The organism is Bradyrhizobium sp. UFLA05-153, assembly GCF_054185185.1.
Window position 1 is genome coordinate 1 of sequence record NZ_JBBIAM010000108.1, and the last position, 25,255, is coordinate 25,255.

Sequence of the window (25,255 nt, forward strand, 5' to 3'; positions counted from 1 at the left end):
ATCTTGGCTTCTGTTAAACGCTTCTGTCACAAAGCTCAGCAGACTTTATGTGGCGAACTTTAGATTCACGTGACTAGAAGCGGCTCGCCCCGCCATTCCGGCTCGCTGAAGATCGGATCGCCGTCCGAGAGGGTTTTGCACCTGCGCCGCCATTGATAGGCTTCAAAGCCGCTGGCGAAGTCGCCGTTCATCAGCAGGAAATGCGCGTGGTTATATTGCGCGAGCGGCTGCTCCGGATCGAGCGCGATGGCCTGGTGCGAGGCGGCAAGCGCCGCGTCGATCTCGCCGGCGTTACGCAGCGCCACCGCGAGGTTCGCATGGCCCTTGGCATAGGCGGGATCGGCGACGACGGCGCGGCGATGAGCGGCAACAGCCGCTTCGACACGCCCCTGCTTCTCGAAGATGATGCCGAGATTGGTGTGGGCTGGCGCATGATCGGCCTTCAGCTCCAGCGCGCGCTCGCAGGCCGCGATGGCCTCGTCGAAAAGTCCGAGCTCGCACAGGCAGGCGCCAAGATTGCTGGTGATCACGTGATCAGCCGGATCGCGCGCGATGGTCCGCTGGTAGGTCGCGGCCGCCTGATGCAGGTGGCCGGCCTCGTGCAGGACGAGACCGAGCAACCGCAGCGCCGGAAGGTTGTCCGGATCAAGCGCGATCGCGCGGCGATAATGCGCGATCGCCTCCTCGAGCTCGCCCTTGCGGTAGAGCGCAGCGCCGAGATTGCAAAGCAGGCCCGGATCCTCGGCGCCCGCTTCGAGGGCGCGACGATAGGCCATCACGGCCTCGTCGAGCTTCTTCCGATCCGCAAGCACATTGCCGAGATTGAGCCAGACGCCGCGATGCGCTGGATCCCTTGCGATGACCTCGCGATAAGCGTTCTCGGCCTCTGCGAGCCGTCCCTGCCCCGCCAGCGCGACGGCCAGGTTGAAATGCGCACGGATCAGATGCGGATCGATCTCGATGGCGCGCCGATAGGCGGCTTCCGCCTCTTCGAAGCGCGACAGCTCAGCCAGCGCCACGCCGAGCTTGTTGTAGAGGGCCGCGTCGCGCGGCCGCCCCAGCAGCGCGCGCTGAAACGCCGCCACCGCGCCGTCCCGCTCGCCCTTTACGGCAAGCGCATCGCCCAGCGTGACGAGGGCCGGCGCGTGGTCGGGATCGAGGCTGAACAGGCGGCTCAGCAGGCTCGCCCCGTCGCTCGCGCGATCGGTCACAAAAGCGACCACGGCGGACAGATGCAGCGCCGGCACATGGTCGGGATGCGCCTTCAGGACTTCGCCGCACAACAGGCCGGCCTGATCCGGCTGCCCCGCCTCGTAATGCTCCACCGCCTGCAACAGAATCCGATCGACCGCCGCCTTGCCCACGATGCCACCCGCCCTTCACCCCGAAATCCCGATGGGGGTTAAACGGACGGGCGCGAAAATTCCGTCACTTTGGCGCCTGGCAAAAACAGCAAGGGCTGATCGACGATGTCGACCAGCCCTCCAGTTTCAAGGCGCAGCGGCGCGAGGCGCCGTTACGATCAGCTTGCGGCTCAGTCCGTCGTGAGCGCCGTCTCCATGTCGGTCGGATCGATCTGCTGGCTCAGTCGCGCACTGAGCTTCTCGCGATCGAGCTCGCCCTCCCACCAGGCGACGATCACGCAGGCGACGCCGTTGCCGCAGAGGTTGGTCAGCGCGCGGCATTCGCTCATGAACTTGTCGATGCCGAGCACGATCGCCATGCCCGGCACGAGCCGTGGATCGACCACCGCCAGTGTCGCAGCGAGCGTGATGAAACCGGCGCCGGTGATGCCGGAGGCACCCTTCGAGGTCAGCATCGCCACCACCAGGATGGTGATTTGCTGGCCGAAGCTCAGATCGACGCCGAGCGCCTGCGCGATGAACAGGGTCGCCAGCGTCATGTAAATGTTGGTGCCGTCGAGGTTGAACGAGTAGCCAGTGGGCACCACGAGGCCGACCACCGACTTGGAGCAGCCGAGCCGTTCCAGCTTCTCCATCAAGGACGGCAACGCGCTTTCCGACGACGAGGTGCCGAGCACGATCAGGAGCTCGTCCTTGATGTACGCCAGGAACTTGAAGATCGAGAACCCCGCAAAGCGCGCGATCGTGCCGAGCACGACGAACACGAACAGCGCAGCGGTGACATAGAAGGTCGCGATCAGCCCGATCAGGTTGAGGATCGCGCCGGTGCCGAACTTGCCGATCGTATAGGCCATCGCGCCGAATGCGCCGATCGGCGCTGCGCGCATCACGATCGAGATGACACCGAACACGGCATGGGCGGCATCATCGATGAAGCTGCGGATCGTATGGCCACGCTCGCCGAGCCCCATGATGGCGAAGCCGAACAGCACCGAGAACAAGAGCACCTGGAGGATCTCGCCTTGCGCGAAGGCGCCGACCACGGTGTCAGGGATGATGTGCAGGATGAAGTCGACGCTCTTCTGTCCCTCGGCCTGCTTGGCGTAGTTGGCAACCGCCTGCGCGTTCGCCGCCGCACTGCCGAAACCCGCGCCGGGACGAACCAGATTGCCGACGACGAGCCCGATCAGGAGCGCGAAGGTCGAGACGATCTCGAAATAGACCAGCGCCTTGACGCCGATGCGGCCGACCTTCTTGGCGTCCTGGATGTGGGCGATGCCCGAGACCACGGTGCAGAAGATGATCGGGGCGATCACCATCTTGATCAGCTTGATGAAGCCGTCGCCCATCGCCTTGATCCAGTCGTTGGTTGCGACCGTAGGCCACAGCCAGCCGACGATGGCGCCCAGGAAGATGGCGATCAGCACCTGGACATAGAGAACCTTGTACCACGGCTTGGCCGCGGCCTTTGCGGCAGGCGCGGCCGCCGTCATCGTTGTCGTTGTCATTGCTCCCTCCCCTCAATTCTCTTGGTTCTAGCCAAGATCAACTTGGCGGGCCGAGTCAAATGGAACTGCTCGACTGTTGACCGCCTAGTGGCGGCGATCGACGATCCGGCGCGCGGCCGGCATCAAGGTCGCCCCGAGCGCATTCTTGATCAGCGACGCCGCGATGAACGGCACGATACCGACCTGCCAGGCCTTGACAGCGCCAAGCCCGAGGCCGAACGCAAGCCAGGCGAAGCCCATCGCCAAAATGACGATGTGGCCGATGGCCATGGCCGCGAACAGCCAGGCCATGCTCCGATCCCAGCCCCGCTCCGCGAGAAAGCCCGTGACGAAGGCCGCCGCGACGAAGCCGAACAGATATCCGGCCGTGGGGCCGACGAGCGGAGCGAGGCCGCCCACCGGGCCTGCGAACACCGGCAGGCCCATTGCGCCTTCCGCGAGATACGCGATCATGGTTGCGCTACCGAGGCGCCAGCCAAAGGCAGCGCCGATCATCAGCACGACCACGGTCTGCAAGGTCATGGGCACATAGGGCAGCGGCAGGCTGACCTTGGCTGATAGCGCCATCAAGGCCGTTCCAAACGCAACCAGCACGACCGCGCGCAGCGCGCCCGCGGCTTCGCCGCTTTGGACCGGCCACACGATGGTGGCGAGAGGAAAATGCGGCGCGGCGGCAGGCGATCTATCGGACACGTTGAACTCCGGAAGGCTCTCAAAAACTGGCGGCTATTTAAGCCAGTGGGCGATCCGGTCAACTGCTTCCCGCATCTCCTCCCCCGATCTCGCATAGGAGAAGCGGATGAAGGAGCGGCCGTGCACGGGATCGAAGTCGATGCCGGGCGTGGCCGCGACATGGGCCTGCTCCAGCATCTGCTTGGCGAACTCAAGGCTGTCGGAGGTGAAATCCGACACGTCGGCATAGAGATAGAATGCGCCATCGGCGGGCAGGAACTTGGTCAGGCCCGCCTTGGGCAGGCCCTCGATCAGGATGCGGCGGTTCTCCTGATAGCCGTGCTTGATCTCCTCCATCTCGGCAGCGCCGTCGAATGCTGCTTCAGCCGCGATCTGCGACAGCGACGGCACCGAGATCGACAGGTTCTGCTGGAGCCGCTCGACCGGCCGCACCAGGACGTCCGGCACGACCATCCAGCCGACCCGCCAGCCAGTCATGCAAAAATATTTCGAGAACGAATTGATGATGAGCGCATGGTCCGACAGCGCCGCCGCGGTGACGGCGGGAAAAGCATAGTCGAGGCCGTGATAGATCTCGTCCGAGATGAAGCGGATACCGGCGCCCTCGGCGGCTGCGATCAGGCTGGATAGCGCCTCCCTGGACATCATGGTCCCGGTGGGGTTGGCGGGGCTTGCAACCAGCACGCCCTTGAGCGGCGCCTTGCAATGGGCAGCCAGCAGCGCCTCGCCGGTCAGAGCGTGACGGGTCTCGCTGGTGGTCTCGATCGGCACCGGCTCGCAGCCCAGCGCGGTCAGGATATGACGGTATGGCGGATAGCCAGGCACCGTCACCGCGACGCGGTCACCTGGCTCAAACAGGGCAAGGAAGGCCAGAATGAAGCCGCCGGAAGACCCGGTGGTGACGACGATCCGCTCGGGGCTCACCGCACAGCCATAGGCGTCGCGATAATGGCGCGCGATGCGCTCGCGCAACGAGGGGATGCCGAGCGCGGAGGTATAATCGATCCGCGTGGTGTCCAGTGCCCTGTGGGCGGCCGCGATCGCGGTCTTCGGGGCCGGCGCGGCGGGCTGTCCGACCTCCATATGAATGACGTGGCCGCCGGCTGCCTCTATACGCGCGGCCGCCGCCATCACGTCCATCACCATGAAGGGGGGAACGTCACTGCGGCGGGATGGCGTCAGCCAAGGCTCCAGCCGGTTCCTCAATATCGCATCGGCCATCAATATCTGCTATTTCGCTTCCAGTTCGGAACCCTTGGGGGGCCGGGAACGGGGGCGTCCGCGCCCCAGACTGGCCGCATTGTGCGGCTCATTAGGGCATAGCCCGTATCCGGTCCGACGCCAATCACCAAGACCAATCACAAAACTGCATTTCAAGACCGATCGATGTTGCTCCAGCTCGCTTTGCGCAAGAAGGCCTCCGCTCTCACCGCCATCGTGACCGCAGCGGCCATGGTGCTGGCGCCGTTCCCGGCGACCAGCGCACAGGAGGGGCCCAAGGGCCCGCCGGTGCTGCGCGACACCGAGACCGAGCAACTGCTGCGCGAATATACCCGACCCATCCTGCGCGCCGCGGGTCTGGAGAAGCAGAACATCCAGATGGTGATCCTCAACGACGCATCGTTCAACGCGTTCGTCGCTGATGGCCGCCGCATCTTCGTCAATTACGGCGCGATCATGCAGTCGGAAACCCCGAACCAGCTGATCGGCGTGCTCGCGCACGAGACCGGGCATCTGGCCGGCGGGCATCTCGCCAAGCTGCGCGAGCAGCTCGCCAACGCCCAGACGCAGATGATCATCGCCATGCTGCTCGGCGCAGGCGCCATGGTCGCGGGCGCCCGCAGCGGCAACGCGAACAGTGGTCTCGCCAATGCCGGCGCGGCCGCCGTCGCCGGACCGCAGGAGATGATCCGCCGCTCGCTGTTGTCCTATCAGCGCCAACAGGAGGAGAACGCCGACCGTGCCGGCGTGAAGTTCCTGACCGCGACCCAGCAGTCGCCGAAGGGCATGTACGAGACGTTCAAGCGCTTCACCAGCGAGAGCCTGTTCGCCGCGCGCGGCGCCGATCCCTATTTGCAGTCGCATCCGATGCCGGCCGAGCGCGTCGAGGCGCTCGCCCAGTTCGCCCGCGCCAGCCCCTATTGGGACAAGAAGGACGATCCGGCACTCCAGGCGCGCCATGACATGGTTCGCGCCAAGGTCTCCGCCTTCATGGAGCGGCCCGAGACTGTCTACCGCCGCTATCCGCTGTCCAACGACAGCATACCAGCCCGCTATGCCCGCGCCATCAGCACCTATCTGCACGGCGACCTGCGCAGCGCGCTGTCCCAGATCGACGCGCTGATCCAGGCGCAGCCGAACAACCCGTATTTCTACGAGGTGCGCGGCCAGGCACTGCTCGAGAGCGGGAAGGCGGCGGAAGCGATCCCTGCCCTGCACAAGGCGGTGCAGCTGTCCGGCAACGCCCCGCTCATCGAGATGTTACTTGGGCAGGCTCTGGTCGGAACTGATAATAAGTCCTACACGGACGAAGCGATCCGGATTCTCCGTGCCGCGGTGGCGCGGGAGCCGGAGGCGCCGATCGGCTACACACAGCTCGCCATGGCCTATGGCCGCAAGGGGGACTATGCGGAGGCCGATTTGGCGTCGGCGCAGGCAGCTTACCTGCGCGGCGACAACAAGACCGCACGCGAGCTTGCGACGCGCGCAAAAACCCGTTTCGCCATTGGCACGCCCGGCTGGGTCAAGGCCGATGACATCGTGGCGTCAAAACCGCCACGCAACAATTAGACGCTTAGAACGACACCGACGCAATGACACCAACACCACGACGTCACGGCGCGGCCAGGTTAGATCGGCCGGGATGTCTTCCGTAACCTGCTTTCGACCAGAGGATTTGCCAATGCCTTCGCTGCGCCTGATCGTACCCGCCCTGTTTGCGCTCGCCGTGTTCGGCGCAACCGGGCCGGCCGCGGCCGACAGCTTCACCGACACCCAGCGCTCCGACATCGAGACGATCATCAAGAACTATCTCGTCAGCCATCCCGAGGTGCTCGAGGATGCGATGGCCGAGCTCAGCAAGCGCCAGGCGGCAGCCGAAGCGCAGAAGCACGAAGCAAGCATTGCGCAGAATGCGGATGGGATCTTCAACTCGCCGCGCCAGGTCGTGCTCGGCAACAAGGACGGCGACGTCACCTTCGTCGAGTTCTTCGACTACAATTGCGGCTACTGCAAGCGCGCGATGACCGACATGCTCGATCTCATGAAGGCCGATCCCAAGCTGAAGGTCGTGCTCAAGGAGTTTCCGGTGCTGAGCCAGGGCTCGGTCGAGGCGGCGCAGGTTGCGGTCGCCGTCCGCATGCAGGATCCCACCGGCAAGAAGTATCTCGACTTCCACCAGAAGCTGCTCGGCGGCCGCGGCCAGGCCGACAAGGCGCACGCGCTTGCCGCCGCCAAGGAAGCCGGTCTCGACGTCGCGAAGATCGAGAAGGACATGGCCACTCCGGAAGTGCGCGCCACGATCGAGGAGAACTTCAAGCTCGCCGAAGCGATGGGCATGAACGGCACGCCGAGCTACGTGATCGGCAAGCAGATCGTGGTCGGCGCCATCGGCCTCGACGGCCTGAAGGAAAAGATCGGCGTCGCACGCTGCGGCAAGGCGACCTGCTAGTTCCCGTTTTCGATTATCCGAACATTGAAAAAGGCCGGTTTTTACCGGCCTTTTTTGTTGTCGGAATCTTGGTGCGACCATTCATCTCGCATTCAACAAACAAAAACCTCGGAACCGATGAAGTTTCGGAACATCTCATTTCTCCTTTCGTTGTCGGCGCGGGCAATGACGCACAAAACACGTGAGGAGAGGTTCAATGACTAATCGCTTTATGATCTCGGTTGCCGCGCTGGCACTCGTCGCGGGCACTGGTCTCGCGAATGCGCAGGGAACTGGGACCAAGGAGTACGGCGGTCAGCAGACGCAGCAGCACCAGCCATCAGCTGGCGCGACCGAGCACGGCGGCGCCATGAATAAGGAATCCACGGGCAAGGAAAGAGGCACCGTGGGACAAGCTGGCGGATCCATGAAGTCCGGCGCTGAAGAGAGGTCCTCGGGCGCGATGAAGGACGAGAAGTCCGGCGCCATGCACAAGGATTCGACGGGCAAGGAAAAGGGCACCGTGGGACAGGCCGGCGGGTCAATGAAGTCCGGCGCTGAAGAGAGATCCTCAGGCGCGATGAAGGACGAAAAGTCCTCGGGCACGATGCACAAGAATCCGACGGCTGAGGAGAAGTCGGGTGTAACGAAGGGCCAACGCACTGACGAACGCGCCCAGGGCCAGCAGGACAGGTCGAAGGGCATGAGCTCGGAGACGCAAACCAAGTCCGGCACGTCGACCCAGACACAGACCACCGGCCAGGCCGGCGCCGGCGCCAAGCTCTCGACCGAGCAGCGCACGCAGATCACGTCAGTGATCCACGAGGAGCACGTGGCTCCCGTCAGCAACGTCAACTTCTCGGTTTCGGTCGGCACGCGGATTCCGCGTGAGGGCATCGAGCTGCACGCCCTGCCGTCGCGGGTGGCGACGATATATCCGGAGTGGCGAAGCTACAGGTACATCCTGGTCCGCGAGGAGATCGTGATCATCGATCCTGTCACCTACGAGATCATCGCGGTTCTCAACGCCTGACGGCCGGCAGATCGGCACCCCCCAGGGGCGGGCAGCAATGCCCGCCCTTTTTGCCATCGGCCGGCCATGATTTGGACTGGTTAACAAGCAATTTCCGTAGCTTCCGCACAGCTTTTTGCGGGCTGGATGAGCTATCTGAAGCCCCGCGGGAGGTCGTTGAAGGCTTCCCCTAAGCCCCTTTGTTACCTATAACCCCCGCCACCTCCGCCGAAGCACCTGACGGGATTTTGAATGGCTGAACCTGCGACCGACACGATCCTCGTCCTCAACGGGCCGAACCTCAACATGCTGGGGACGCGCGAACCGGAGAAATACGGACACGCGACACTCGCCGATGTCGAGACGCTCTGCCGGGAGACCGCAGCGAAGTTCGGCCTCAAGGCCGACTGCCGGCAGTCCAACCGCGAAGGCGAATTGATCGACTTCATCCACGAGGCGCACGCCCGCAAGATGAAAGGCATCATCATCAATGCCGGCGGCTATTCGCACACCTCGATCGCGCTGCATGATGCGCTGCTCGCGGTGCAGATCCCGACGGTCGAGGTGCACGTCACCAACATCCACGCCCGCGAGAGTTTCCGTCACCATTCCTACACCGCCCGCGCCGCCTTCGCGTCGCTGTGCGGCTTCGGCATCGAAGGCTACCGCCTCGCGATCCAGGGCCTTGCCGCCAAGCTCGGCATCCAGCCCAAAGCCTGACGCCCCTTTTCAAACAGAAGGTTCGGAATCAAGATCATGGCGCGCCAGCCAGACGACAAAGCAGCCGCAAAGTTTTCCAGCGAGGACTCCGCGCTCATCCGCGAACTCGCGACCCTGCTCGACGAGACGAGCCTCACCGAGATCGAGATCGAACGCGCAGGACTTCGCCTGCGCGTCGCGCGCAACATCAGCGTCGCCGCGGCCGTGCCGACGTCGGTCATCGCGGCCCCTGTCGCGGCAGTTGCCACGGCGACTGCGGCCGGAGCGCCGGCAGATCTGTCGAAACATCCCGGCGCCGTCACCTCGCCGATGGTCGGCACCGCCTATTGGTCGCCCGAGCCGGGCGCAAAGCCTTTCATCGAGGTCGGCTCCAAGGTCTCGGTCGGTCAGACGCTCCTCATCATCGAAGCGATGAAGACCATGAACCAGATCCCCTCGCCGCGCGCCGGAACCGTGACTCAGATCCTGGTCGAGGACAGCCAGCCGGTCGAGTTCGGCGAGCCGCTCGTCATCATTGAATAAGCGAGTGGCGAATGGCGAATAGCGAATGGTTGCTGCACTTCCATTCGCCATTCGCTACTCGCTATTTGCCCGCTGAGGCACCATGTTCGACAAGATCCTCATAGCCAATCGCGGCGAGATCGCCCTTCGCATCCTGCGGGCCTGCAAGGAGCTCGGGATCGCGACCGTCGCCGTGCACTCCACCGCCGACGCGGACGCGATGCATGTCCGCCTCTCCGACGAGAGCGTCTGCATCGGGCCGCCACAGTCGAAGGACAGCTATCTCAACGTTCCAGCGCTGCTCGCGGCCTGCGAGATCACCGGCGCCGATGCGGTGCATCCGGGCTACGGCTTCCTGTCGGAAAATGCGCGCTTCGCGGAAATCCTCTCCGAGCACAATCTGCATTTCATCGGTCCGAAGGCCGAGCACATCCGCCTGATGGGCGACAAGATCGAGGCCAAGAAGACCGCCAAGCGGCTCGGCATCCCCGTGGTGCCCGGCTCGGACGGCGCGGTCGGTCCCAACGACGACGCGACGGCGATCGCGAAGCAGATCGGCTTCCCCGTGCTGGTGAAGGCTGCCGCCGGCGGCGGCGGCCGCGGCATGAAGGTCGCGAACAGCGAGGCAGACCTTGCGCTGGCGCTGTCGACGGCCGCCAACGAGGCGAAATCTGCCTTCGGCGACGCGTCCGTCTACCTGGAAAAATACCTGAAGAAACCACGCCACATCGAAATCCAGATCCTCGGCGACGGCCGCGGCGGCGCGATCCACCTCGGCGAACGCGACTGCTCGCTGCAACGCCGTCACCAGAAGGTCTGGGAGGAAGGCCCCTCGCCCGTCCTCTCCGCGGCCGCGCGTGCCAAGATCGGTGAAACCTGCGCCAAGGCAATGCGCGAGATGAAATATCTCGGCGTCGGCACCATCGAGTTCCTCTACGAGGACGGCGAGTTCTACTTCATCGAGATGAACACGCGTATCCAGGTCGAGCATCCCGTCACCGAGAGCATCACCGATATCGACCTCGTGCTGGAGCAGATCCGCATTGCCGCCGGCGGCGACCTGCCGGCGAAGCAGGAGGAGATCCAGATCATCGGGCACGCGATCGAGTGCCGCATCAACGCGGAGAACCCGCAGACCTTCCGTCCCTCACCTGGCCGGATCTCGCAGTACCATCCGCCCGGCGGTCTGGGCGTACGGATCGACTCGGCCGTCTATCAGGGCTACACGATCCCGCCCTACTACGATTCCCTCGTCGGCAAGCTGATCGTGCACGGCAAGACCCGCACCGAGTGCCTGATGCGGCTGCGCCGCGCGCTGGACGAGATGGTGGTCGACGGCATCGAGACGACGCTGCCGCTGTTCCGATCCCTGGTGCGTGAACCCGCCATCATCGACGGCGACTATCACATCCACTGGCTCGAACAGTACTTGGCCGGCCAATCCGGCAACTAGCGGCCACCCTCCTAGCCTTGCTATGGAACCGAACGCCGCTTGCGGCGTTATCGGCGGGTTTTCTGCATGGGGGAGTGGAAATTCTTAAGGTCGGAACTGGAGTTGGCGTGACGCCTGACCTGAGACGGCGGCGCGCACTTTGGCAGATCCTGCTGTTCGCGGCGGGACTCTTGGTGCTGACGGTGATCAGCGCCGGCTCCGTCTACCTCGTCAACAAGGCGCGTGACGACAACGCCTCGGTCATTCACACCATCGAGGTCGAGAACCAGATCCACACGCTGCTCCTGGAAATTCGCCGCGCCGAGAGCAGTGCGAGCGGATTTCTCCTCACGCGCGGGCCGGAATTCTGGACCGACCACCAGGCCGCGGTGGCGGGGGTCCCGCCGCATCTCAACAGGCTGGTGGAGCTGACCAAGGACAATCCCGCGCAGGCGGAAAGCGTCCGCAAGCTGCGGCCGGCGGTCGAAACCAGGCTCGACCAGTTCACGCGCGAGATGAATTACATCGAGCAGAGCGACTTCGCACGCGCCTCCGCGCTCGTCCGCGAAGCGGCCGCCGGCGACACGACGAGCACGATCCGCGACGCCGCAGACGCCATGCTCCGCGAGGAACAGCGATTATTCACGCTCCGCTCGGCCAATGCCAACAACAGTCAGACGCTGGCGGCATCGCTCACCGGCATCGGCTCCGGTCTCGTCGTGGTGCTCGCGTTGATCTCGATCTGGCTGGTGCGGCGCTCGGCGGCCATCCGCGACGAGGCGGAGGCACGCCTGCGCGATGCCAATCTCAATCTCGAGACCACCGTCGATGAACGCACGGCCGACTTGCGCGAAGCCAACAACGAGATCCAGCGCTTTGCCTATATCGTGAGCCATGACCTGCGCTCGCCGCTGGTCAACATCATGGGCTTCACCAGCGAGCTCGAGGAACTGGGCAACGACATCTTCCGGCGCATCGGCAGCCTCACCCACGTGCCGGCGGACGGGCCACCGCTGGCAATGAATGATGCCGCAGCAAGCGCGCTGGAGGAACCGGACAAGCAGCTGTCGCAGGATTTTTCCGAGGCGCTCGGCTTCATCAAATCCTCGATCGGCAAGATGGACCGCCTGATTTCGGCGATCCTCAACCTCACCCGCGAGGGCCGGCGCGAATTCGAGCCGGTCAGGATCGACACGGGCGAGCTGATCGAGACGATCGTGGCGACGGTAGCGCATCAGGCCGCCGAGGCGCAGGCCGAAATCCGCGTCGGCGAGCTGCCTGATATCGTGAGCGACCGCCTGGCGCTGGAGCAGATCTTCTCCAACCTGATCGACAACGCCATCAAGTATCTCAAGGCCGGCGTTCCCGGCGAGATCGTGCTGCGCGGCCGCACCAAGCTCGGCTATGCGATCTTCGAGATCTCTGACAATGGCCGCGGCATCGACCCGAAGGATCACCAGCGCATCTTCGATCTGTTCCGCCGCGCCGGCCTCCAGGACAAGCCGGGCCAGGGCATCGGCCTTGCCCACGTCCGCGCCCTGGTGCGGCGCCTCGGCGGCACGATGTCGGTCTCCTCCGAACTCAACGTCGGCAGCACGTTCACGATCACGCTGCCGATCAAGTGGAACGCCAGCAATCGGGACAGAAACCAATGACCCAGCCCGTCACCATCATCATGATCGAGGACGACGAAGGGCACGCCCGCCTGATCGAGCGCAACATCCGCCGCTCCGGCGTCAATAACGAGATCATGCCGTTCACCAACGGCACGGACGCCACCAGATATCTGTTCGGAGCTGATGGCAACGGCCTGGCGCACAAAGGCAACGCGCTCCTGATCCTGCTCGACCTCAACCTGCCCGACATGACCGGGATCGATATCCTGAGGCGGATCAAGGAAAACAAGTACCTGAAGGCATCGCCCGTGGTGGTGCTGACCACCACCGACGACTCCCAGGAAATCAAGCGTTGCTACGAGCTCGGCTGCAACGTCTACATCACAAAGCCGGTCAACTACGAGAATTTTGCCAACGCGATCCGGCAGCTCGGGCTATTCTTCTCCGTCATCCAGATCCCAGCCGCCGCCACATGAGCCAGACCACGCCGACCCTGCTCTATATCGACGACGATGACGCGCTGGCGCGCCTCGTCGAGCGCGGCCTGTCGCGCCGTGGCTACAAGGTGATACTTGCCTCAAGCGGCGAGGAAGGCCTCGCGCGCATCCGGCAAGGCAACGTCGACGGCGACATCGACGTCGTGGCGCTGGACCAGTACATGCCGGGCCTCGACGGTCTCGAGACACTCGAACAGATCATGGCGATCCCGGACGCGCCGCCCGTCGTCTTCGTCACGGCCTCGCAGGATTCCAGCATTGCCGTGACCGCGCTGAAGGCGGGCGCCGCCGATTACCTCGTCAAGGATGTCACGGGCGACTTCATCCCGCTGCTGCATGTCGCGGCCGACGGCGCCCTGCGTCAGGCCGAGTTGCAGAAGGCGCGCGAGGAGGCGGAAGCCGAGATCCACGCCTCGCGCGACCGCTACGCGGCGCTTGCCGCCGAGCGCGAAATGCTGCTGCGCGAGGTCAACCACCGCGTCGGCAACTCGCTCCAGATCATCGCTTCGCTGTTGCATCTCCAGGCAAGCTCGGCTGCGCAGGAGGAGGTCAAGGCCGCCCTGACCAATGCGATGGGCCGCGTCGCCGCGGTCGCACAGGTGCACCGCCGTCTCTACACCTCGCAAGATCTGAAGAGCGTGGTCCTGAACCAGTATCTGGATTCGCTGCTCGAGGACCTCCGCCGCTCGGCCGAGGGCAACCGGATGTCGCGCCTGACGCTGAAGGCCGAGCCGATCGAGATCGATCCGGACCGCGCAGTCGCGGTCGGCATCATCGTCAACGAGCTCGTCATGAACGCGGTGAAATACGCCTATCCGGACGGGGCAGGCCCCATTCACGTCGAGCTGACCTCGCAGGGCGAGGATCTCGTTCTGTCAATCGCCGATGATGGCGTCGGCGACAACGCCAAGGCCGATCCGCGCTCGACCGGGATGGGCCAGCGCATCGTCGCGGCGATGGCTTCCAAGCTCGACGCCTCCGTCGAACGCGATCCGGATCACGCCGGGACGAAGATCCTGCTGAAGTTCCGCCGCCTGCCCGCGCCGTCGAGCACGACGAACAGCGCCGCCGCGAGCTGATCCGCGAAGCCCCGCATCGACCCCATCGCAAGGCTGCCGCGATCCTGCTAATGTGCCGCGCATGACTGCGCGCGACTCCGCCTCGTCTGAAATCACCCCCGCCGTGCTGCTGCGTGCCTATGCCTGCGGCATCTTTCCGATGGCCGAGAGCGCGGACGATCCGACTCTGTTCTGGGTCGAGCCGGAGATGCGCGGCGTGATCCCGCTCGATGGATTTCGCGTCGCCTCGCGCCTTGCGCGCACCGTGCGTTCGGATGTGTTTCGCGTCACCGTCAACACCGCCTTCAAGGCGACGATGGCGGGCTGCGCCGCGCCGCAGGTCGGACGCGAGGACACCTGGATCAACAAGCGTATTCGTGACCTCTATGGCGGCCTGCACGAGCTCGGCCATTGCCACAGTGTCGAGGCCTGGCAGGGCGACGACCTCGTCGGTGGTCTCTATGGCGTGAGCCTGGGACGCGCTTTCTTCGGCGAAAGCATGTTTCACACCGCGCGTGATGCCTCGAAGGTCGCGCTGGTGCATCTGGTGGCGCGGCTCATCTGCGGCGGCTTCGAGCTGCTCGACACGCAATATGTCACCGAGCATCTGCGCAGCTTCGGTGCGGTCGAGATTTCCAGGCGCCGTTACACCGCCCTGCTCGACAAGGCGCTGGCGGGCGAGTCCGCCGACTTCCTGAAGTTGCCTGGAGACGCGATCCCGGGGGCGAGCGCACTCGAGATCATCGCGACGCGAAGCTAATTCCGGCCGAAGCCCGGGAGCCCGAAGAGGCCCGGCTGCTGCTGCGGTGGCGGCGGCGGAGGCGGCGCCTGCTGCTGTTGCGGCGGCGGCTGCGGCGGACGCGGCTGCTGCACGGCCTGCTTGGGTGCGGCCTTCTTCTGCGCCGGCGGCGGTGGCGCGGCCGGCCTGCTCGCCGGATCCGGCGCCGCGGTCGCGATCGTCTGCTGCGGCTCTTTGCAGTCGGTCAGCCAGATGTCGTAGATCGGGTGCTCGACGCCGTGCAGGCCGGGACTTGCCGCAAACATCCAGCCCGAAAAAATCCGCTTCACCTCGCCTTGCAGCGTGATCTCGTCGACCTCGACGAAAGCGTCAGTATTGGCGGCTTCCGTCGCCGGTCGCGTGTAGCAGGCGTCGGTTTTGACGCGCAGCGCGCCGAACTGCACGGTCTCGCCGATCTCCTCGTCGAAATTGATGATGCGGCCGGTGATCTTGTCGAGGCCGGAGAAGGTCGCCTTCTTGTTCACGATCTTCTGCGCCGGAGGCTCGGTGACGACCTCATCGCCCGGCTGAAGGCTGGCCGGCGTCTGCGGCACGCCGTTTTGAGGTGTGCCCTTGGGCTGGCGCTGCCCGGGCGGCAAGCCCGGCAGCGTCGGATTGGCGCCCGGCTGCGGCGGGGGGCTTTGAGGATTGGGCGGCGCGACCGCGATGGAGGGCTGCTGGTTCTGCGGCAGCACGGTGCTTCCCGGCGGCGGCGCCAGAGGCTGCGTCTCCACCGGCCCCGGCAGAGCATTGCCCTGGCGGGGGGCGGGACGGTTCGGCGTCGGCAGCACGCGGCCCTGCGGCGGCAGCTCCGGCACTTCCTCGTCGTCGTCAGGCATCTGCTGCTGCGGCTGGTTGCCGCGCGGAATGCTGCCCGGCGGCCGCAGCGGCGGCGGATCAGAGAAGATCGTGCCAATCTGCGCCTGCGCCGGAGGCGAGACGGTCATCGCTGTGGCGGCAAAAAGCGCCGCAAGGCCGGTCAGGATCAGGTTTCGAGACATCTCGCGCGGCTTCAACAGCGAATCGGGTTTATCGAGCATTGTACAGGGGTTACGGCCGCTCGCAGACCATCCGGTTAACACGCCGAATACGGCGGGGAAAGGGCGGTTTCCCCCGCCCGCCGGCCCGTTCCCGGTCCCTTGGCTGGCCACACCGCCCGGTGGATGGGATAGTTGCGTCGATGAACCCTTTCCGGCGGGCCCTGACGGGCGGCGCCTCCCCATCATTCCGGGGAGCCTCCAACAGGCGACTCCGAAAGCGCCCTGCCAATTCCTCGATAAGGCCTCCCATGCCAGTCGTCCTCGATCCCGATGCCGCCGCCGTTTACGAGGCGTTCCTCGACGCCGCCCGCCCGCCCTATGAAACGCTGACCGCAGCGGAAGCGCGCGCGGATTATTCGCAAGCGCGCTTTGCGACCAATCCCGAGCCGCCGGAGCTGGCACGCGTCGAAGCGCTTGCGATCCCGGCGCCGCACGGCAAGATCCCCGCCCGCCTCTACGTGCCAATGAAGCTGCGCCAACGCGACGGTCTATCGCCGGCTCTGGTGTTCTTCCATGGCGGCGGCTGGGTGATCGGCGATCTCGACACCCATGATGTCGCAGCCCGCAAGCTCGCCGTCGAGGGCGAGCTCATCGTGATCTCCGTCGACTATCGCCTCGCGCCCGAGCACAAGTTTCCCGCCGCGGTCGACGACGCCATCGCCGCGACCCATTGGATCGCAGCGAACGCAAGCGCGCTTGGCATCGATGCGTCGTGCCTCTGCGTCGGCGGCGACAGCGCCGGCGGCAATCTCGCCGCCGTGGTCGCCATCGCCGCCCGGAACGGCAACGGCCCGGCCATCGCAGGCCAGGTGCTGATCTATCCCGCCGTCGATTTCGCGATGACTCACGCCTCGCACAGCGAGCCCGAAACCAGCCTCCTCCTCACCCACTCCGTGATCCGCTGGTTTCGCGACCACTATCTCAATGGCACCGCCGACACCCATGATTGGCGCGCCTCGCCTGCGCGCGCTCCGACGCTTGTCGGCCTGCCCCCGGCCTATGTGCTGACCGCAGGCGGCGATCCGTTGCGCGACGAAGGCGACGATTATGCGCAGCGCTTGAAAGTTGCCGGCGTGCCCGTCACCTATCGACACTTCCCCGGCCAATTCCACGGCTTCTTCACCATGGGCAAGCTGTTGCCGCAGGCCGATGTCGCGGCCAAAGAGATCGGCGCGTGGTTGAGGATCTCAGCCAGCGATGATCGATCGTAGCCCACATGAGCGAAGCGACATGCGCGGACTTTGTCGCTGCGAGGAAGCACCTGTCCCCGGATATCGCTTCGCTCATCCGGGCTACCGCTCATGGCAATGCACGGTAATCACTTTGTTACTTTGAACAACAAGGCCAGTGCCTCAAGAGTTGCACTCCGCAAATCGCCTCAACCGCTTCGCGCGAGGTGACCCTCTCCTGGAAGACAAAATGTCCCTCAGCCTGCAACGCATCCTGGTCGCCCCCGTGCGATGGCTGGCATGGCTCGGCGACCAGGGTACCCGCGCGGTGGCGGCGCTGGTGCTGTTCGGGATCGCGATCCCGCCCCTCGGCGCGCTGCTGCGGCCTTACGTGACCGAAGCGATCTTCCTTCTGCTCGTCATCTCCTTCATGCGCGTCGATCTCGCCGCGCTGCGCGCGCATCTGCGCCGGCCGGGATTGATCGTCGCGGCCACCGCCTGGACAACGATCGGCGTTCCCCTGATCTTCGGCCTCGTGGCGCATCTGTCCGGCTTCGATGCCCGTTCGCCCGAGCTGTTCCTCGCTCTGATGCTCCAGGCCATCGCTTCGCCGATGATGGCATCGCCCGCGATCGCGGCGCTGATGGGCCTCGATGCCACGCTGGTGCTGGTCACGCTGGTGACCTCCACGGCGCTGGTGCCGTTCACGGCGTCACTGTTCGCCGCACTCTTCCTTGGCGAAACGCTCAGCATCTCGCCGCTTGCGCTCGGCGCAAAACTGCTCGCGATCCTCGCGGGATCGCTCATGGTCGCAACCGTGATCCGCTGGCTGTTCGGCGCCGACGCGATCCAGCGTCAACGCCGGCCGATCGACGGCATCAACATCATCATCCTGCTCGTCTTCGTCGCGGCCGTGATGGGCAATGTGATCGCCGACTTCCTCGCCGATCCCCTGCTGTCGATCGCCATTGCGCTGCTCGCCTTCGCGATCTTCTTTGCGCTCTTGATCGTCACGACGCTGCTGTTCCGCCGCATCGGCTACGAACAGGCCTTCGCGCTCGGGCTGATGGTCTCGCAGCGCAATATCGGGCTGATGCTGGCCGCGACGGCCGGAACCCTGCCCGGCGTGACCTGGCTCTATTTCGCCCTCACCCAGTTTCCCTACTACGTCGCGCCGCAGATGCTGACGCCGATCGCCCGACGCTTGACGGCGCAGTCGACTGCGGTCGGTGCGACCGCCGGAACGACATCCTAGCCCGCCCGCGCCGCCCGCCGCAGCGATTGCGGCGGCTGGCCGAAGGCGCGGATGAAGGCACGGCGCATCCTCTCGGGGTCGCGGAAGCCGGTCGATTGCGCAACGAGTTCGATCGCTTCGCTGGACGACTGCACGCGCTCGCGCGCCACCTCTACGCGCAAGCGCTCGATCGCCTTTGACGGCGTCGAGCCGGTCTCCGCCGCAAAGGCGCGCGCAAAGTGCCGGGCGCTCATGTTGGCACGCTCGGCTAGGTCCTCGACCGTGAGCGGCGTATCGAGGTTCTCGCGCGCCCAGGCGAGCAGCGGTCCGAAGCGCCCGTTCGGCGCCTTCAATTCGAGCAGCGAGGAGAATTGAGACTGTCCGCCGCTGCGGCGGTGGTACAGCACGAGCTGGCGCGCGGTGTCCTGCGCGACGGCCTCGCCATGGTCGTCGGTCACCATTGCAAGCGCGAGGTCAATGCCTGCGCTGATGCCGGCCGATGTCCACACATTGCCGTCGCGGGTGAAGATCTGGTCTGGCTCGAGCTTCACCTTGGGATAACGCGCGACGAAATCGCGCGTGCGGCCCCAATGCGTGGTCGCGCGCTTGCCGTCGAGCAAGCCAGCCTCAGCCAGAACATAGGCGCCCGAGCAGACGCTCGCGACGCGCACGCCGCGCCTGGCCAGCCGCTGCACGAACGCAAGCGTGGCCGGGCAGCGCGCTGCGCCCGCCACGCCCTCGCCGCCCGCGATGACCAGCGTCGTGATCGCGTGCGCCGATTTGAAATCACGCGCCATCATCTCGACGCCGGACGAGCTGCGCACGGGCCCGGCGTTCAGCGCCAGCACGCGGATAGCAGGCACCTTCTTCGAATAGCGCGCAGCGATCTCGAACACCGAGATCGGGCCCGCCGCATCGAGCAACTGGAAGTCGGGGAAGATCAGGACGCCGATCATGGGCCGAACCCTGCGTTATGTCCGAAATTGAGGGAATTATGCCATTTCTGACAGAAGAGCATCATGGCATCGTCTGCCCGTCAAGCTGATTGTCTGGAGGCTCTCATGTCGTCACCGCTCAGAATCGGATGTCTGGTTTTTCCGCGTGTCACCCAGCTCGACCTCACTGGTCCCGTGCAGGTGTTTTCCTCCGTGCCCGGCGCCGAGGTGCACCTGATCTGGAAGCGGATCGAGCCCGTTCCGAGCGATTCCGTGCTGACGCTGACGCCGACCACGACCTTCGCCGATTGTCCGCAACTCGACGTGATCTGCGTGCCCGGTGGCTTCGGCACCGATGCGCTCGTCAATGACGAGGAGGTGCTGGACTTTCTGCGCAGGCAGGCCGAGGGCGCCAAATGCGTCACCTCGGTGTGCACGGGATCGCTGGTGCTGGGCGCAGCCGGCCTGTTGAAGGGCTATCGCGCCGCGACCCATTGGAGCGCGATGGAGGTGCTGGCGCTGTTCGGCGCGGCGCCGACGCGAACACGCGTCTGCATCGACCGCAACCGCATCACCGGCGGCGGCGTCACGGCCGGGATCGATTTCGCGCTGACGCTGGTCTCGATGCTGGTCGACCGCACCATGGCGGAAGCGATCCAGCTCCGCCTCGAATACAATCCGGCACCGCCGTTCAATGCGGGCTCGCCGGAGACAGCCCCCGCTGAAGTGCTCGCACTGATGAAGGAACGCATCGCGCCGGCGCAAGCGCGCCGCATCGAAGCCGCCAAGCAGGCCGCGGCCAGGGTAATGTGAGGACGCCGCACTCGTGTTCCGGACGCCGTGCAGCGTGCAACGCTGCGCCGCAGAGCCGGGACCCATCGAGCCACTGCGCACGAGACTGGGCCCCGGCTCAGCAGTGCACCGCTGGCGCGCTGCACTGCGTCCGGGGCACGCGACCGACAAACAGAAAAAGGCCGCCTGGTTTCCCGGGCGGCCTTTCCTGTCTTACGACAGCTGCACATTCCAACGGGCGATTTCGGAGCTTCCAGACCGGGGGCCTATCTCCCGATCGAGTCCTCTTCGGCAGCCGCTGCATTTCGGGACAGTCGCGAACTGTTGCCCGAACCGTACGCGATGGTCTCCCATCTCCGTAAGATGGGTTCATTGAGCCGTATCGCTCGCGAAAGTGCAACGGCGGCGCGCGCGGCGTCCCCGCTGTTCCCGTTGTTCACAGCTGCGATAGCTGGATGCGAATGCATCCAGCACCAATGATCACTGAGTTTGCCGGTCTAGCCGGGCGTCCAGGGCTGGTAGTCGCCGGTCGCCTTCGGGCGCTTGCCGCTCGCAAGCGTCGAGCCCGAGGGCCGGTAGGCCTTGGGCGTGCCGGTCAGGTTCGGCTGATGCGGCTTTTCCCACTCGTGCGGCTTGTAGTTGAGCTCGGTAGGCGGCACGTCGACGACGTGATGCAGCCAGCCATGCCAGGCCGGCGGCACACGGCTCGCTTCGGCATAGCCGTTATAGATCACCCAGCGTCGCTCGAAACCGAGCGTCGGATCGATCACGCCGCCGCGGGTGCGGTAGTAGCGGTTGCCCTGCTCGTCCTCGCCGACCAGCTCGCCAAACCGCCAGGTCCAGAGCTGCGTGCCAAAGGTCTGGCCGTTCCACCAGGTGAAGAGCTTGAGAAAGAATTGTTTCATGCGGCAAGGGCCCTGCTTCGTGGGGTCCTGATGCCATCCGCAAGCGAACTTGTCCAGTTGCGGCACTGCGAATGAACCATCTGGAATGCGCTGATCCGCCGCAAGGAGGACGCGATCCGTTCATGGCGGGTACAGATGCGGGCTGGAATCCTGCGCTTCCCATGCAAACCACGCGGGCGCCCGGGAACCACTGCCTGCTTGAGCGGTTTGATTTCGGGAAAAGGAGCCGAAAATGAACAATCTCAGAGTTTTGACCGCCACGGCGACGCTGGCACTGGTTCTCCCGCTGGTGACGCCGGCCGCCAGCTTTGCCCAATCCCGCGCTCAGGCCGTCGGTGGCGGCGCTGGCGGTGGCGGACACGTCTCGGTCGGAGGCGGCGGCGGGGGAGCCCGGATGGGCGGCGGTAATTTTGGCGGCGGTGCCGCGGCGATCCGCGGTGGTGGCGGCAATTTCGCAGCCTCCACAGCGGTTCGTCCTGGCGTCTCCGCGCCAGCCTTCACCGGAGGCGGCCGCGTTGCTGCCGGCGCTCCGTCCGGCAACTGGAACGGCGGTAACTGGCGTGGCGGCGGCTGGCACCATCGCGGTGGCGGCTTCTGGCCCGGCGTGGCTGCCGGCGCCGCGATCGGGACGCTGGGGTCGTATGCCTACTACGGCAGCCCCTACTACAACGACTCCTACTACAACGATGACTATTACTATGACGAGGGTCCGAGCGTTGCCGTCGTGCCCGACACCGGCGGCGATTCCGCGGCCTATTGTGCCCAGCGCTACAGGTCCTATGACCCCGCGTCAGGCACCTATCTCGGCTATGACGGTCTGCGACATCCCTGCCCCTAGGGGCAGGTTAGTTGCACTGCTTTAATTTGATCGAAAAAGGCGCCGCTTTCACGCGGCGCCTTTTTGACGCGTCGTTGAGCTGCGCGGGCTTTCACACGAACGCCATACATCGCGCGTTTTATGCACCCCACCGTGCATATCTGTCCTGATCCAATCCAAAATTGACCCGATCCACGATTCGCCTATATCAGCAAAGACTGTGGGGACTTCGATTGGTTAGGCAGAGTCATGCCGCGTATTCTCGTGGTTGATGACGATCCGATGGTCGGCGCGACCATCGAGGTCCTCCTCCAACGCCAAGGCTTCGACGTCACGTTGACTGACGGCGGCGAAACCGGGCTGGCTGCGCTGGAGCAGCAGATTTTCGACGCGATGCTGGTCGACATCTTCATGCCGCATATGCGCGGCTTCGAGTCGATCCGCATCTTCCATGAGCGTGCGCCGACGATCCCGCTGATCGCGATGTCCGGCTACGCCTTCGCCTCGTCCGCATCGCCCTCGCCCGATTTTCTCCGCATGGCACTCGAGCTCGGCGCGACGCGTTGCCTGCGCAAGCCGTTCACGCCCGAGACGCTGCTGACGGCAATCAAGGAATGCCTCGACGAGGCGACGCCGGTGAAGGACAACAAATCCCCTTGATTGCTTCGCAGCGTGTCATTCTCGGTGCCGGACTTGCGATCCTCCTGATCATCACCGCCGCCTCGATCGGTCTCGACGTCAAGGCGCGCTCCGACACCTCATGGGCCAACCACACCGTCGGGGCGCTGAAGAAGATTTCGGACCTGCGCCTGCTCGTCAGTCGCGCCGAAAGTGCGGCGCGCGGCTATGAGCTCTATCGCAGCCCCGCCTTCAACGACGAGTTCCAGGCAACGCGCGGGGCCGTTGCGCCTGCACTCGCCGATCTCAAGCGCGCGCTCCACGACAATCCCGATCAAGTTGCGCTGCTTGAGGGCACCGAACCGCTGATTCTGCGCCGGCTCGATATCGCGGCCGAAGCGATGCGGCTGCGCGCCGCGAATGACGGCGACGGCATCGCCGCGCTCCAGGGCAAAGCCGAAGGCCGCGGCCTGATGGAGGCGGTGACCGCCAATCTCGACCGGCTGACCGCGGAGGAAGATCAGCAGCTTGCCGCTCGCGCGGTGGAGTCTCGCCGTACCGGCATCGTCCTGCTCGGCATCGACATTGTCGGGGCCTTGATCATCCTGCTCCTGGTCGCGCTCCTGATACGCGAGACCCGGCGCACCAGTGTCGCCCTGCAAAGCACGCTGCACGAGACCAGGGCTGCCAACGAGGCACTGGAGGCGGCGGTCGCAGAGCGAACCGAGCACCTCGTCACCGCCCATGACGAGCTCCGCATCTCGGTGAACGTGATGCAAAGCACCTTCCACAGCATGGCGGAAGCCGTGCTCGTCATCGACAAGGACAGCAACGTCCTTCTGTCGAATCCTGCCGCAGAGCGCATCCTGCTGCATCGCGCCGGGATGAACCTGACGAGCCTGCGCGCGATGTCGGACGTGTTCCACGGCGACGGCGTGACGCCGCTGCAGTCTGAGGAGCTGCCGTCGGCGCGCGTGCTGCGCGGCGACGAGTTCGAAGAGATGGAGATGATCGTCCGCCCGCACAGCGGCAATCCCGCCCGCCATCTCCTCATCAGCGGGCGGCCGATGCGCACCGCGCAAGGCGTGATCTCCGGCGCGGTGCTGGTCTATCACGATGCGACCATCTCGCGCGAGACCGAGCGGCAGCTGCACCAGTCGCAGAAGTTGGACGCCATCGGCAAATTGACCGGCGGCGTCGCGCACGACTTCAACAACATGCTGACCGTGATCTCGGGCAATACCGAAACGCTGGTCGGCAGCCTCGGGAAGCAACCCGAGCTGCAGCGCGTGGCGCGGCTGATCGATGATGCCGCGCAGCGCTGCGCCGAGCTGATCCAGCATTTGCTCGCGTTCGCCCGCAAGCAGCCGCTGGAGCCGCGCAACGTCGACGTCAACGCCGCGATATCAGACAGCGCAAAGCTTCTGCGTCCCGCCCTCGGCGAGCAGATCCAGATCGAGACCGCGCTCGAACAGGGGCCGATGACCTCGCACATCGATCCGTCGCGACTGACCAACGCCGTGCTCAACATGGCGATCAACGCCCGCGACGCCATGCCCGATGGCGGCAAGCTGCTGCTCGAGACGCGCCGGGTGACGCTGGACGAGGCCTACGCGCAGGCCAACCCGGACGTCACTCCCGGCGCCTATGTGATGCTCGCGGTCAGCGACACCGGCAGCGGCATGCCGCCAGATGTGCAGGAAAAGGCCTTTGAGCCGTTCTTCACCACCAAGGAGATCGGCAAGGGCTCGGGCCTCGGGCTGTCCATGGTCTACGGCTTCGTCAAGCAGTCCGGCGGCCACATCAAGATCTACAGCGAGGCGGGCCACGGCACGACCATCAAGCTCTATCTGCCGCCCGGCGAAGGCGCGAGCGAGAGGGCGGTCAGCGCGGCTGCTCCGGCGACCGGAGGCGTCGAGACCATCCTGGTCGTGGAGGACGACAATCTCGTGCGCAACTTCGTCACCGCGCAGCTGCAAAGCCTCGGCTACAAGACCATCTCCGCCGCCGACAGCCGCACGGCTCTGGCCCTTGTCGACCGCGGCGAGCCGTTCGACCTCCTGTTCACCGACGTCGTCATCCCCGGCGGCATGAGCGGACGCGCGCTGGCGCAGGAGGTCGAAAAACGCCGGCCGGGCACCAAAGTGCTCTACACCTCCGGCTATACCGACAACGCCATCGTCCACCAGGGCAAGCTCGACGAAGGCGTGCTGCTGCTGACCAAGCCCTATCGCCGCAACCAGCTCGCCGAGATGATCCGCCTGGCGCTCGGCAAGGAGCCGGTGGGTTAGAATTGTAGGATGGGTAGAGCGAAGCGAAACCCATCACGCCCAAGTTGTGCTATCGTTGCGCAATGACCTCGTATCGCCGCAATTTCGTCCCCGGCGGGACCTTCTTCTTCACCGTCAATCTGGTCGAACGGAAGCTCTCGTTGTTGACGACCCATATCGAGTTGCTGCGCGCGGCGTTCCGAGAGACACGTCAAAGGCACCCATTCACGATCGATGCAATCGTTGTGCTGCCTGATCATCTTCACACAGTCTGGAGCATGCCCGAAGGTGATGCGGATTTCGCGACGCGGTGGCGATTGATCAAATCAACATTCTCTCGCAACCTCGCGCGGGTCGAGCGAATTTCAGCGAGCCGTGCCGGCAGGGGTGAGCGCGGTGTGTGGCAGCGCCGCTATTGGGAGCACACCATCCGGAACGAGACGGATCTGGCGAGGCACATCGACTATGTTCACATCAATCCCGTCAAGCATGGGTTGGTCGGGCGGGTGTCAGACTGGGCGCCGTCGTCGTTCCATCGCTTCGTCAAGCTTGGGATTTACCCGGCGGACTGGGCCGGAGTCGTCTCCCGCGACGAGGACGGTCCCCAATTCGGCGAAAGAACTTGAGAGAAGAAAGTTGATGGGTTT

At 65.0% G+C, this 25,255-nt stretch carries 24 protein-coding genes; 17 read left to right on the forward strand and 7 right to left on the reverse strand.

Features of this window, described 5'->3' with window-relative positions; all coding sequences use genetic code 11:
* Nucleotides 1-65: 65 nt before the first annotated feature.
* The 4 genes from Q2941_RS39610 to Q2941_RS39625 form a co-directional block, all read right to left on the reverse strand.
* Nucleotides 66-1,364: a tetratricopeptide repeat protein gene (locus Q2941_RS39610; RefSeq protein WP_458195880.1), complete on the reverse strand. Its 1,299-nt coding sequence runs from the start codon at nucleotides 1,362-1,364 to the stop codon at nucleotides 66-68.
* A 170-nt stretch (nucleotides 1,365-1,534) separates the two neighbouring features.
* Nucleotides 1,535-2,872 (reverse strand): dicarboxylate/amino acid:cation symporter, encoded by a 1,338-nt coding sequence (locus Q2941_RS39615; protein WP_027524566.1) that lies wholly within the window; start codon nucleotides 2,870-2,872, stop codon nucleotides 1,535-1,537.
* 84 nt (nucleotides 2,873-2,956) lie between these two features.
* On the reverse strand, nucleotides 2,957-3,514 hold the full coding sequence (locus Q2941_RS39620; RefSeq protein WP_458195894.1) for a biotin transporter BioY: 558 nt from the start codon (nucleotides 3,512-3,514) through the stop codon (nucleotides 2,957-2,959).
* Between the two features lie 84 nt (nucleotides 3,515-3,598).
* Entirely contained in the window at nucleotides 3,599-4,786 is a 1,188-nt protein-coding gene (locus tag Q2941_RS39625) for a pyridoxal phosphate-dependent aminotransferase (RefSeq protein ID WP_458195881.1), read from the reverse strand.
* A gap of 165 nt (nucleotides 4,787-4,951) precedes the next feature.
* Here Q2941_RS39625 and Q2941_RS39630 point away from each other — a divergent pair, with 165 nt between their 5' ends.
* The 10 genes from Q2941_RS39630 (at nucleotide 4,952) to aat (ending at nucleotide 14,810) form a co-directional block, all read left to right on the forward strand.
* A complete protein-coding gene (locus Q2941_RS39630; RefSeq protein WP_458195882.1) occupies nucleotides 4,952-6,355 on the forward strand; it encodes a M48 family metalloprotease in 1,404 nt (467 codons plus the stop codon).
* 112 nt (nucleotides 6,356-6,467) lie between these two features.
* Complete coding sequence (locus tag Q2941_RS39635; protein WP_458195883.1) at nucleotides 6,468-7,235, forward strand: DsbA family protein; 768 nt, start codon at nucleotides 6,468-6,470, stop codon at nucleotides 7,233-7,235.
* A gap of 196 nt (nucleotides 7,236-7,431) precedes the next feature.
* Nucleotides 7,432-8,247, forward strand: coding sequence for a DUF1236 domain-containing protein (locus tag Q2941_RS39640; protein ID WP_027524561.1), 816 nt, complete (start codon nucleotides 7,432-7,434; stop codon nucleotides 8,245-8,247).
* A 231-nt stretch (nucleotides 8,248-8,478) separates the two neighbouring features.
* Nucleotides 8,479-8,946 (forward strand): type II 3-dehydroquinate dehydratase, encoded by a 468-nt coding sequence (gene aroQ, locus Q2941_RS39645; RefSeq protein ID WP_449382925.1) that lies wholly within the window; start codon nucleotides 8,479-8,481, stop codon nucleotides 8,944-8,946.
* A 36-nt stretch (nucleotides 8,947-8,982) separates the two neighbouring features.
* Nucleotides 8,983-9,468, forward strand: a complete 486-nt coding sequence (accB, locus tag Q2941_RS39650) for an acetyl-CoA carboxylase biotin carboxyl carrier protein (protein WP_458195884.1) — start codon at nucleotides 8,983-8,985, stop codon at nucleotides 9,466-9,468.
* A gap of 82 nt (nucleotides 9,469-9,550) precedes the next feature.
* A complete protein-coding gene (gene accC, locus Q2941_RS39655) occupies nucleotides 9,551-10,900 on the forward strand; it encodes an acetyl-CoA carboxylase biotin carboxylase subunit (RefSeq protein ID WP_027524558.1) in 1,350 nt (449 codons plus the stop codon).
* A gap of 107 nt (nucleotides 10,901-11,007) precedes the next feature.
* Nucleotides 11,008-12,534 (forward strand): sensor histidine kinase, encoded by a 1,527-nt coding sequence (locus Q2941_RS39660; protein ID WP_027524557.1) that lies wholly within the window; start codon nucleotides 11,008-11,010, stop codon nucleotides 12,532-12,534.
* Nucleotides 12,531-12,971, forward strand: a complete 441-nt coding sequence (locus Q2941_RS39665) for a response regulator (protein WP_458195885.1) — start codon at nucleotides 12,531-12,533, stop codon at nucleotides 12,969-12,971. Before Q2941_RS39660 ends, Q2941_RS39665 begins: the two co-directional genes overlap by 4 nt.
* Complete coding sequence (locus Q2941_RS39670; protein ID WP_458195886.1) at nucleotides 12,968-14,071, forward strand: sensor histidine kinase; 1,104 nt, start codon at nucleotides 12,968-12,970, stop codon at nucleotides 14,069-14,071. Before Q2941_RS39665 ends, Q2941_RS39670 begins: the two co-directional genes overlap by 4 nt.
* Before the next feature lie 61 nt (nucleotides 14,072-14,132).
* Nucleotides 14,133-14,810, forward strand: a complete 678-nt coding sequence (gene aat, locus Q2941_RS39675; RefSeq protein ID WP_027524554.1) for a leucyl/phenylalanyl-tRNA--protein transferase — start codon at nucleotides 14,133-14,135, stop codon at nucleotides 14,808-14,810.
* Here aat and Q2941_RS39680 read toward each other — a convergent pair.
* On the reverse strand, nucleotides 14,807-15,868 hold the full coding sequence (locus tag Q2941_RS39680) for a DUF2155 domain-containing protein (RefSeq protein WP_458195887.1): 1,062 nt from the start codon (nucleotides 15,866-15,868) through the stop codon (nucleotides 14,807-14,809). The two genes, aat and Q2941_RS39680, sit on opposite strands and share 4 nt — an antisense overlap.
* Before the next feature lie 248 nt (nucleotides 15,869-16,116).
* Here Q2941_RS39680 and Q2941_RS39685 point away from each other — a divergent pair, with 248 nt between their 5' ends.
* Nucleotides 16,117-17,079 carry an alpha/beta hydrolase gene (locus Q2941_RS39685; RefSeq protein ID WP_458195888.1) on the forward strand — a complete coding sequence of 321 codons (963 nt, stop codon included), beginning with the start codon at nucleotides 16,117-16,119 and terminating at the stop codon, nucleotides 17,077-17,079.
* 208 nt (nucleotides 17,080-17,287) lie between these two features.
* A complete protein-coding gene (locus Q2941_RS39690) occupies nucleotides 17,288-18,292 on the forward strand; it encodes a Na+-dependent transporter (RefSeq protein ID WP_027524551.1) in 1,005 nt (334 codons plus the stop codon).
* Here the strand turns inward: Q2941_RS39690 and Q2941_RS39695 are convergent.
* A complete protein-coding gene (locus tag Q2941_RS39695) occupies nucleotides 18,289-19,227 on the reverse strand; it encodes a GlxA family transcriptional regulator (RefSeq protein WP_027524550.1) in 939 nt (312 codons plus the stop codon). The two genes, Q2941_RS39690 and Q2941_RS39695, sit on opposite strands and share 4 nt — an antisense overlap.
* A gap of 105 nt (nucleotides 19,228-19,332) precedes the next feature.
* Here Q2941_RS39695 and Q2941_RS39700 point away from each other — a divergent pair, with 105 nt between their 5' ends.
* The gene (locus Q2941_RS39700) at nucleotides 19,333-20,019 is read left to right on the forward strand and encodes a DJ-1/PfpI family protein (RefSeq protein WP_254112273.1); all 687 of its coding nucleotides are present in this window, start codon (nucleotides 19,333-19,335) and stop codon (nucleotides 20,017-20,019) included.
* Nucleotides 20,020-20,495: 476 nt separating this feature from the next.
* Here Q2941_RS39700 and Q2941_RS39705 read toward each other — a convergent pair whose 3' ends face one another.
* Nucleotides 20,496-20,903 carry an NADH:ubiquinone oxidoreductase subunit NDUFA12 gene (locus tag Q2941_RS39705; RefSeq protein WP_254112272.1) on the reverse strand — a complete coding sequence of 136 codons (408 nt, stop codon included), beginning with the start codon at nucleotides 20,901-20,903 and terminating at the stop codon, nucleotides 20,496-20,498.
* A 232-nt stretch (nucleotides 20,904-21,135) separates the two neighbouring features.
* Between Q2941_RS39705 and Q2941_RS39710 the strand changes: the two genes are divergently transcribed.
* The 4 genes from Q2941_RS39710 to Q2941_RS39725 all read left to right on the forward strand — a co-directional run bounded on the left by Q2941_RS39710 (nucleotide 21,136) and on the right by Q2941_RS39725 (nucleotide 25,234).
* Entirely contained in the window at nucleotides 21,136-21,741 is a 606-nt protein-coding gene (locus Q2941_RS39710) for a BA14K family protein (RefSeq protein ID WP_458195889.1), read from the forward strand.
* 228 nt (nucleotides 21,742-21,969) lie between these two features.
* A complete protein-coding gene (locus Q2941_RS39715) occupies nucleotides 21,970-22,380 on the forward strand; it encodes a response regulator (protein WP_027524546.1) in 411 nt (136 codons plus the stop codon).
* A complete protein-coding gene (locus Q2941_RS39720; protein ID WP_458195890.1) occupies nucleotides 22,377-24,629 on the forward strand; it encodes a CHASE3 domain-containing protein in 2,253 nt (750 codons plus the stop codon). Before Q2941_RS39715 ends, Q2941_RS39720 begins: the two co-directional genes overlap by 4 nt.
* 62 nt (nucleotides 24,630-24,691) lie before the next feature.
* Nucleotides 24,692-25,234 carry an REP-associated tyrosine transposase gene (locus Q2941_RS39725; RefSeq protein WP_458195891.1) on the forward strand — a complete coding sequence of 181 codons (543 nt, stop codon included), beginning with the start codon at nucleotides 24,692-24,694 and terminating at the stop codon, nucleotides 25,232-25,234.
* Nucleotides 25,235-25,255: the final 21 nt, after the last annotated feature.

What these genes read in the sequence shown, in the direction of transcription:
- Q2941_RS39615 (WP_027524566.1), bottom strand. Translation starts at nt 2,872, where the DNA reads ATGACAACGACAACGATGACGGCGGCCGCGCCTGCCGCAAAGGCCGCG.
- Q2941_RS39625 (WP_458195881.1), bottom strand. Translation starts at nt 4,786, where the DNA reads ATGGCCGATGCGATATTGAGGAACCGGCTGGAGCCTTGGCTGACGCCA.
- Q2941_RS39630 (WP_458195882.1), top strand. Translation starts at nt 4,952, where the DNA reads ATGTTGCTCCAGCTCGCTTTGCGCAAGAAGGCCTCCGCTCTCACCGCC.
- Q2941_RS39635 (WP_458195883.1), top strand. Translation starts at nt 6,468, where the DNA reads ATGCCTTCGCTGCGCCTGATCGTACCCGCCCTGTTTGCGCTCGCCGTG.
- Q2941_RS39640 (WP_027524561.1), top strand. Translation starts at nt 7,432, where the DNA reads ATGACTAATCGCTTTATGATCTCGGTTGCCGCGCTGGCACTCGTCGCG.
- aroQ (WP_449382925.1), top strand. Translation starts at nt 8,479, where the DNA reads ATGGCTGAACCTGCGACCGACACGATCCTCGTCCTCAACGGGCCGAAC.
- accB (WP_458195884.1), top strand. Translation starts at nt 8,983, where the DNA reads ATGGCGCGCCAGCCAGACGACAAAGCAGCCGCAAAGTTTTCCAGCGAG.
- accC (WP_027524558.1), top strand. Translation starts at nt 9,551, where the DNA reads ATGTTCGACAAGATCCTCATAGCCAATCGCGGCGAGATCGCCCTTCGC.
- Q2941_RS39665 (WP_458195885.1), top strand. Translation starts at nt 12,531, where the DNA reads ATGACCCAGCCCGTCACCATCATCATGATCGAGGACGACGAAGGGCAC.
- Q2941_RS39670 (WP_458195886.1), top strand. Translation starts at nt 12,968, where the DNA reads ATGAGCCAGACCACGCCGACCCTGCTCTATATCGACGACGATGACGCG.
- aat (WP_027524554.1), top strand. Translation starts at nt 14,133, where the DNA reads ATGACTGCGCGCGACTCCGCCTCGTCTGAAATCACCCCCGCCGTGCTG.
- Q2941_RS39680 (WP_458195887.1), bottom strand. Translation starts at nt 15,868, where the DNA reads ATGCTCGATAAACCCGATTCGCTGTTGAAGCCGCGCGAGATGTCTCGA.
- Q2941_RS39685 (WP_458195888.1), top strand. Translation starts at nt 16,117, where the DNA reads ATGCCAGTCGTCCTCGATCCCGATGCCGCCGCCGTTTACGAGGCGTTC.
- Q2941_RS39690 (WP_027524551.1), top strand. Translation starts at nt 17,288, where the DNA reads ATGTCCCTCAGCCTGCAACGCATCCTGGTCGCCCCCGTGCGATGGCTG.
- Q2941_RS39695 (WP_027524550.1), bottom strand. Translation starts at nt 19,227, where the DNA reads ATGATCGGCGTCCTGATCTTCCCCGACTTCCAGTTGCTCGATGCGGCG.
- Q2941_RS39700 (WP_254112273.1), top strand. Translation starts at nt 19,333, where the DNA reads ATGTCGTCACCGCTCAGAATCGGATGTCTGGTTTTTCCGCGTGTCACC.
- Q2941_RS39705 (WP_254112272.1), bottom strand. Translation starts at nt 20,903, where the DNA reads ATGAAACAATTCTTTCTCAAGCTCTTCACCTGGTGGAACGGCCAGACC.
- Q2941_RS39710 (WP_458195889.1), top strand. Translation starts at nt 21,136, where the DNA reads ATGAACAATCTCAGAGTTTTGACCGCCACGGCGACGCTGGCACTGGTT.
- Q2941_RS39715 (WP_027524546.1), top strand. Translation starts at nt 21,970, where the DNA reads ATGCCGCGTATTCTCGTGGTTGATGACGATCCGATGGTCGGCGCGACC.
- Q2941_RS39725 (WP_458195891.1), top strand. Translation starts at nt 24,692, where the DNA reads ATGACCTCGTATCGCCGCAATTTCGTCCCCGGCGGGACCTTCTTCTTC.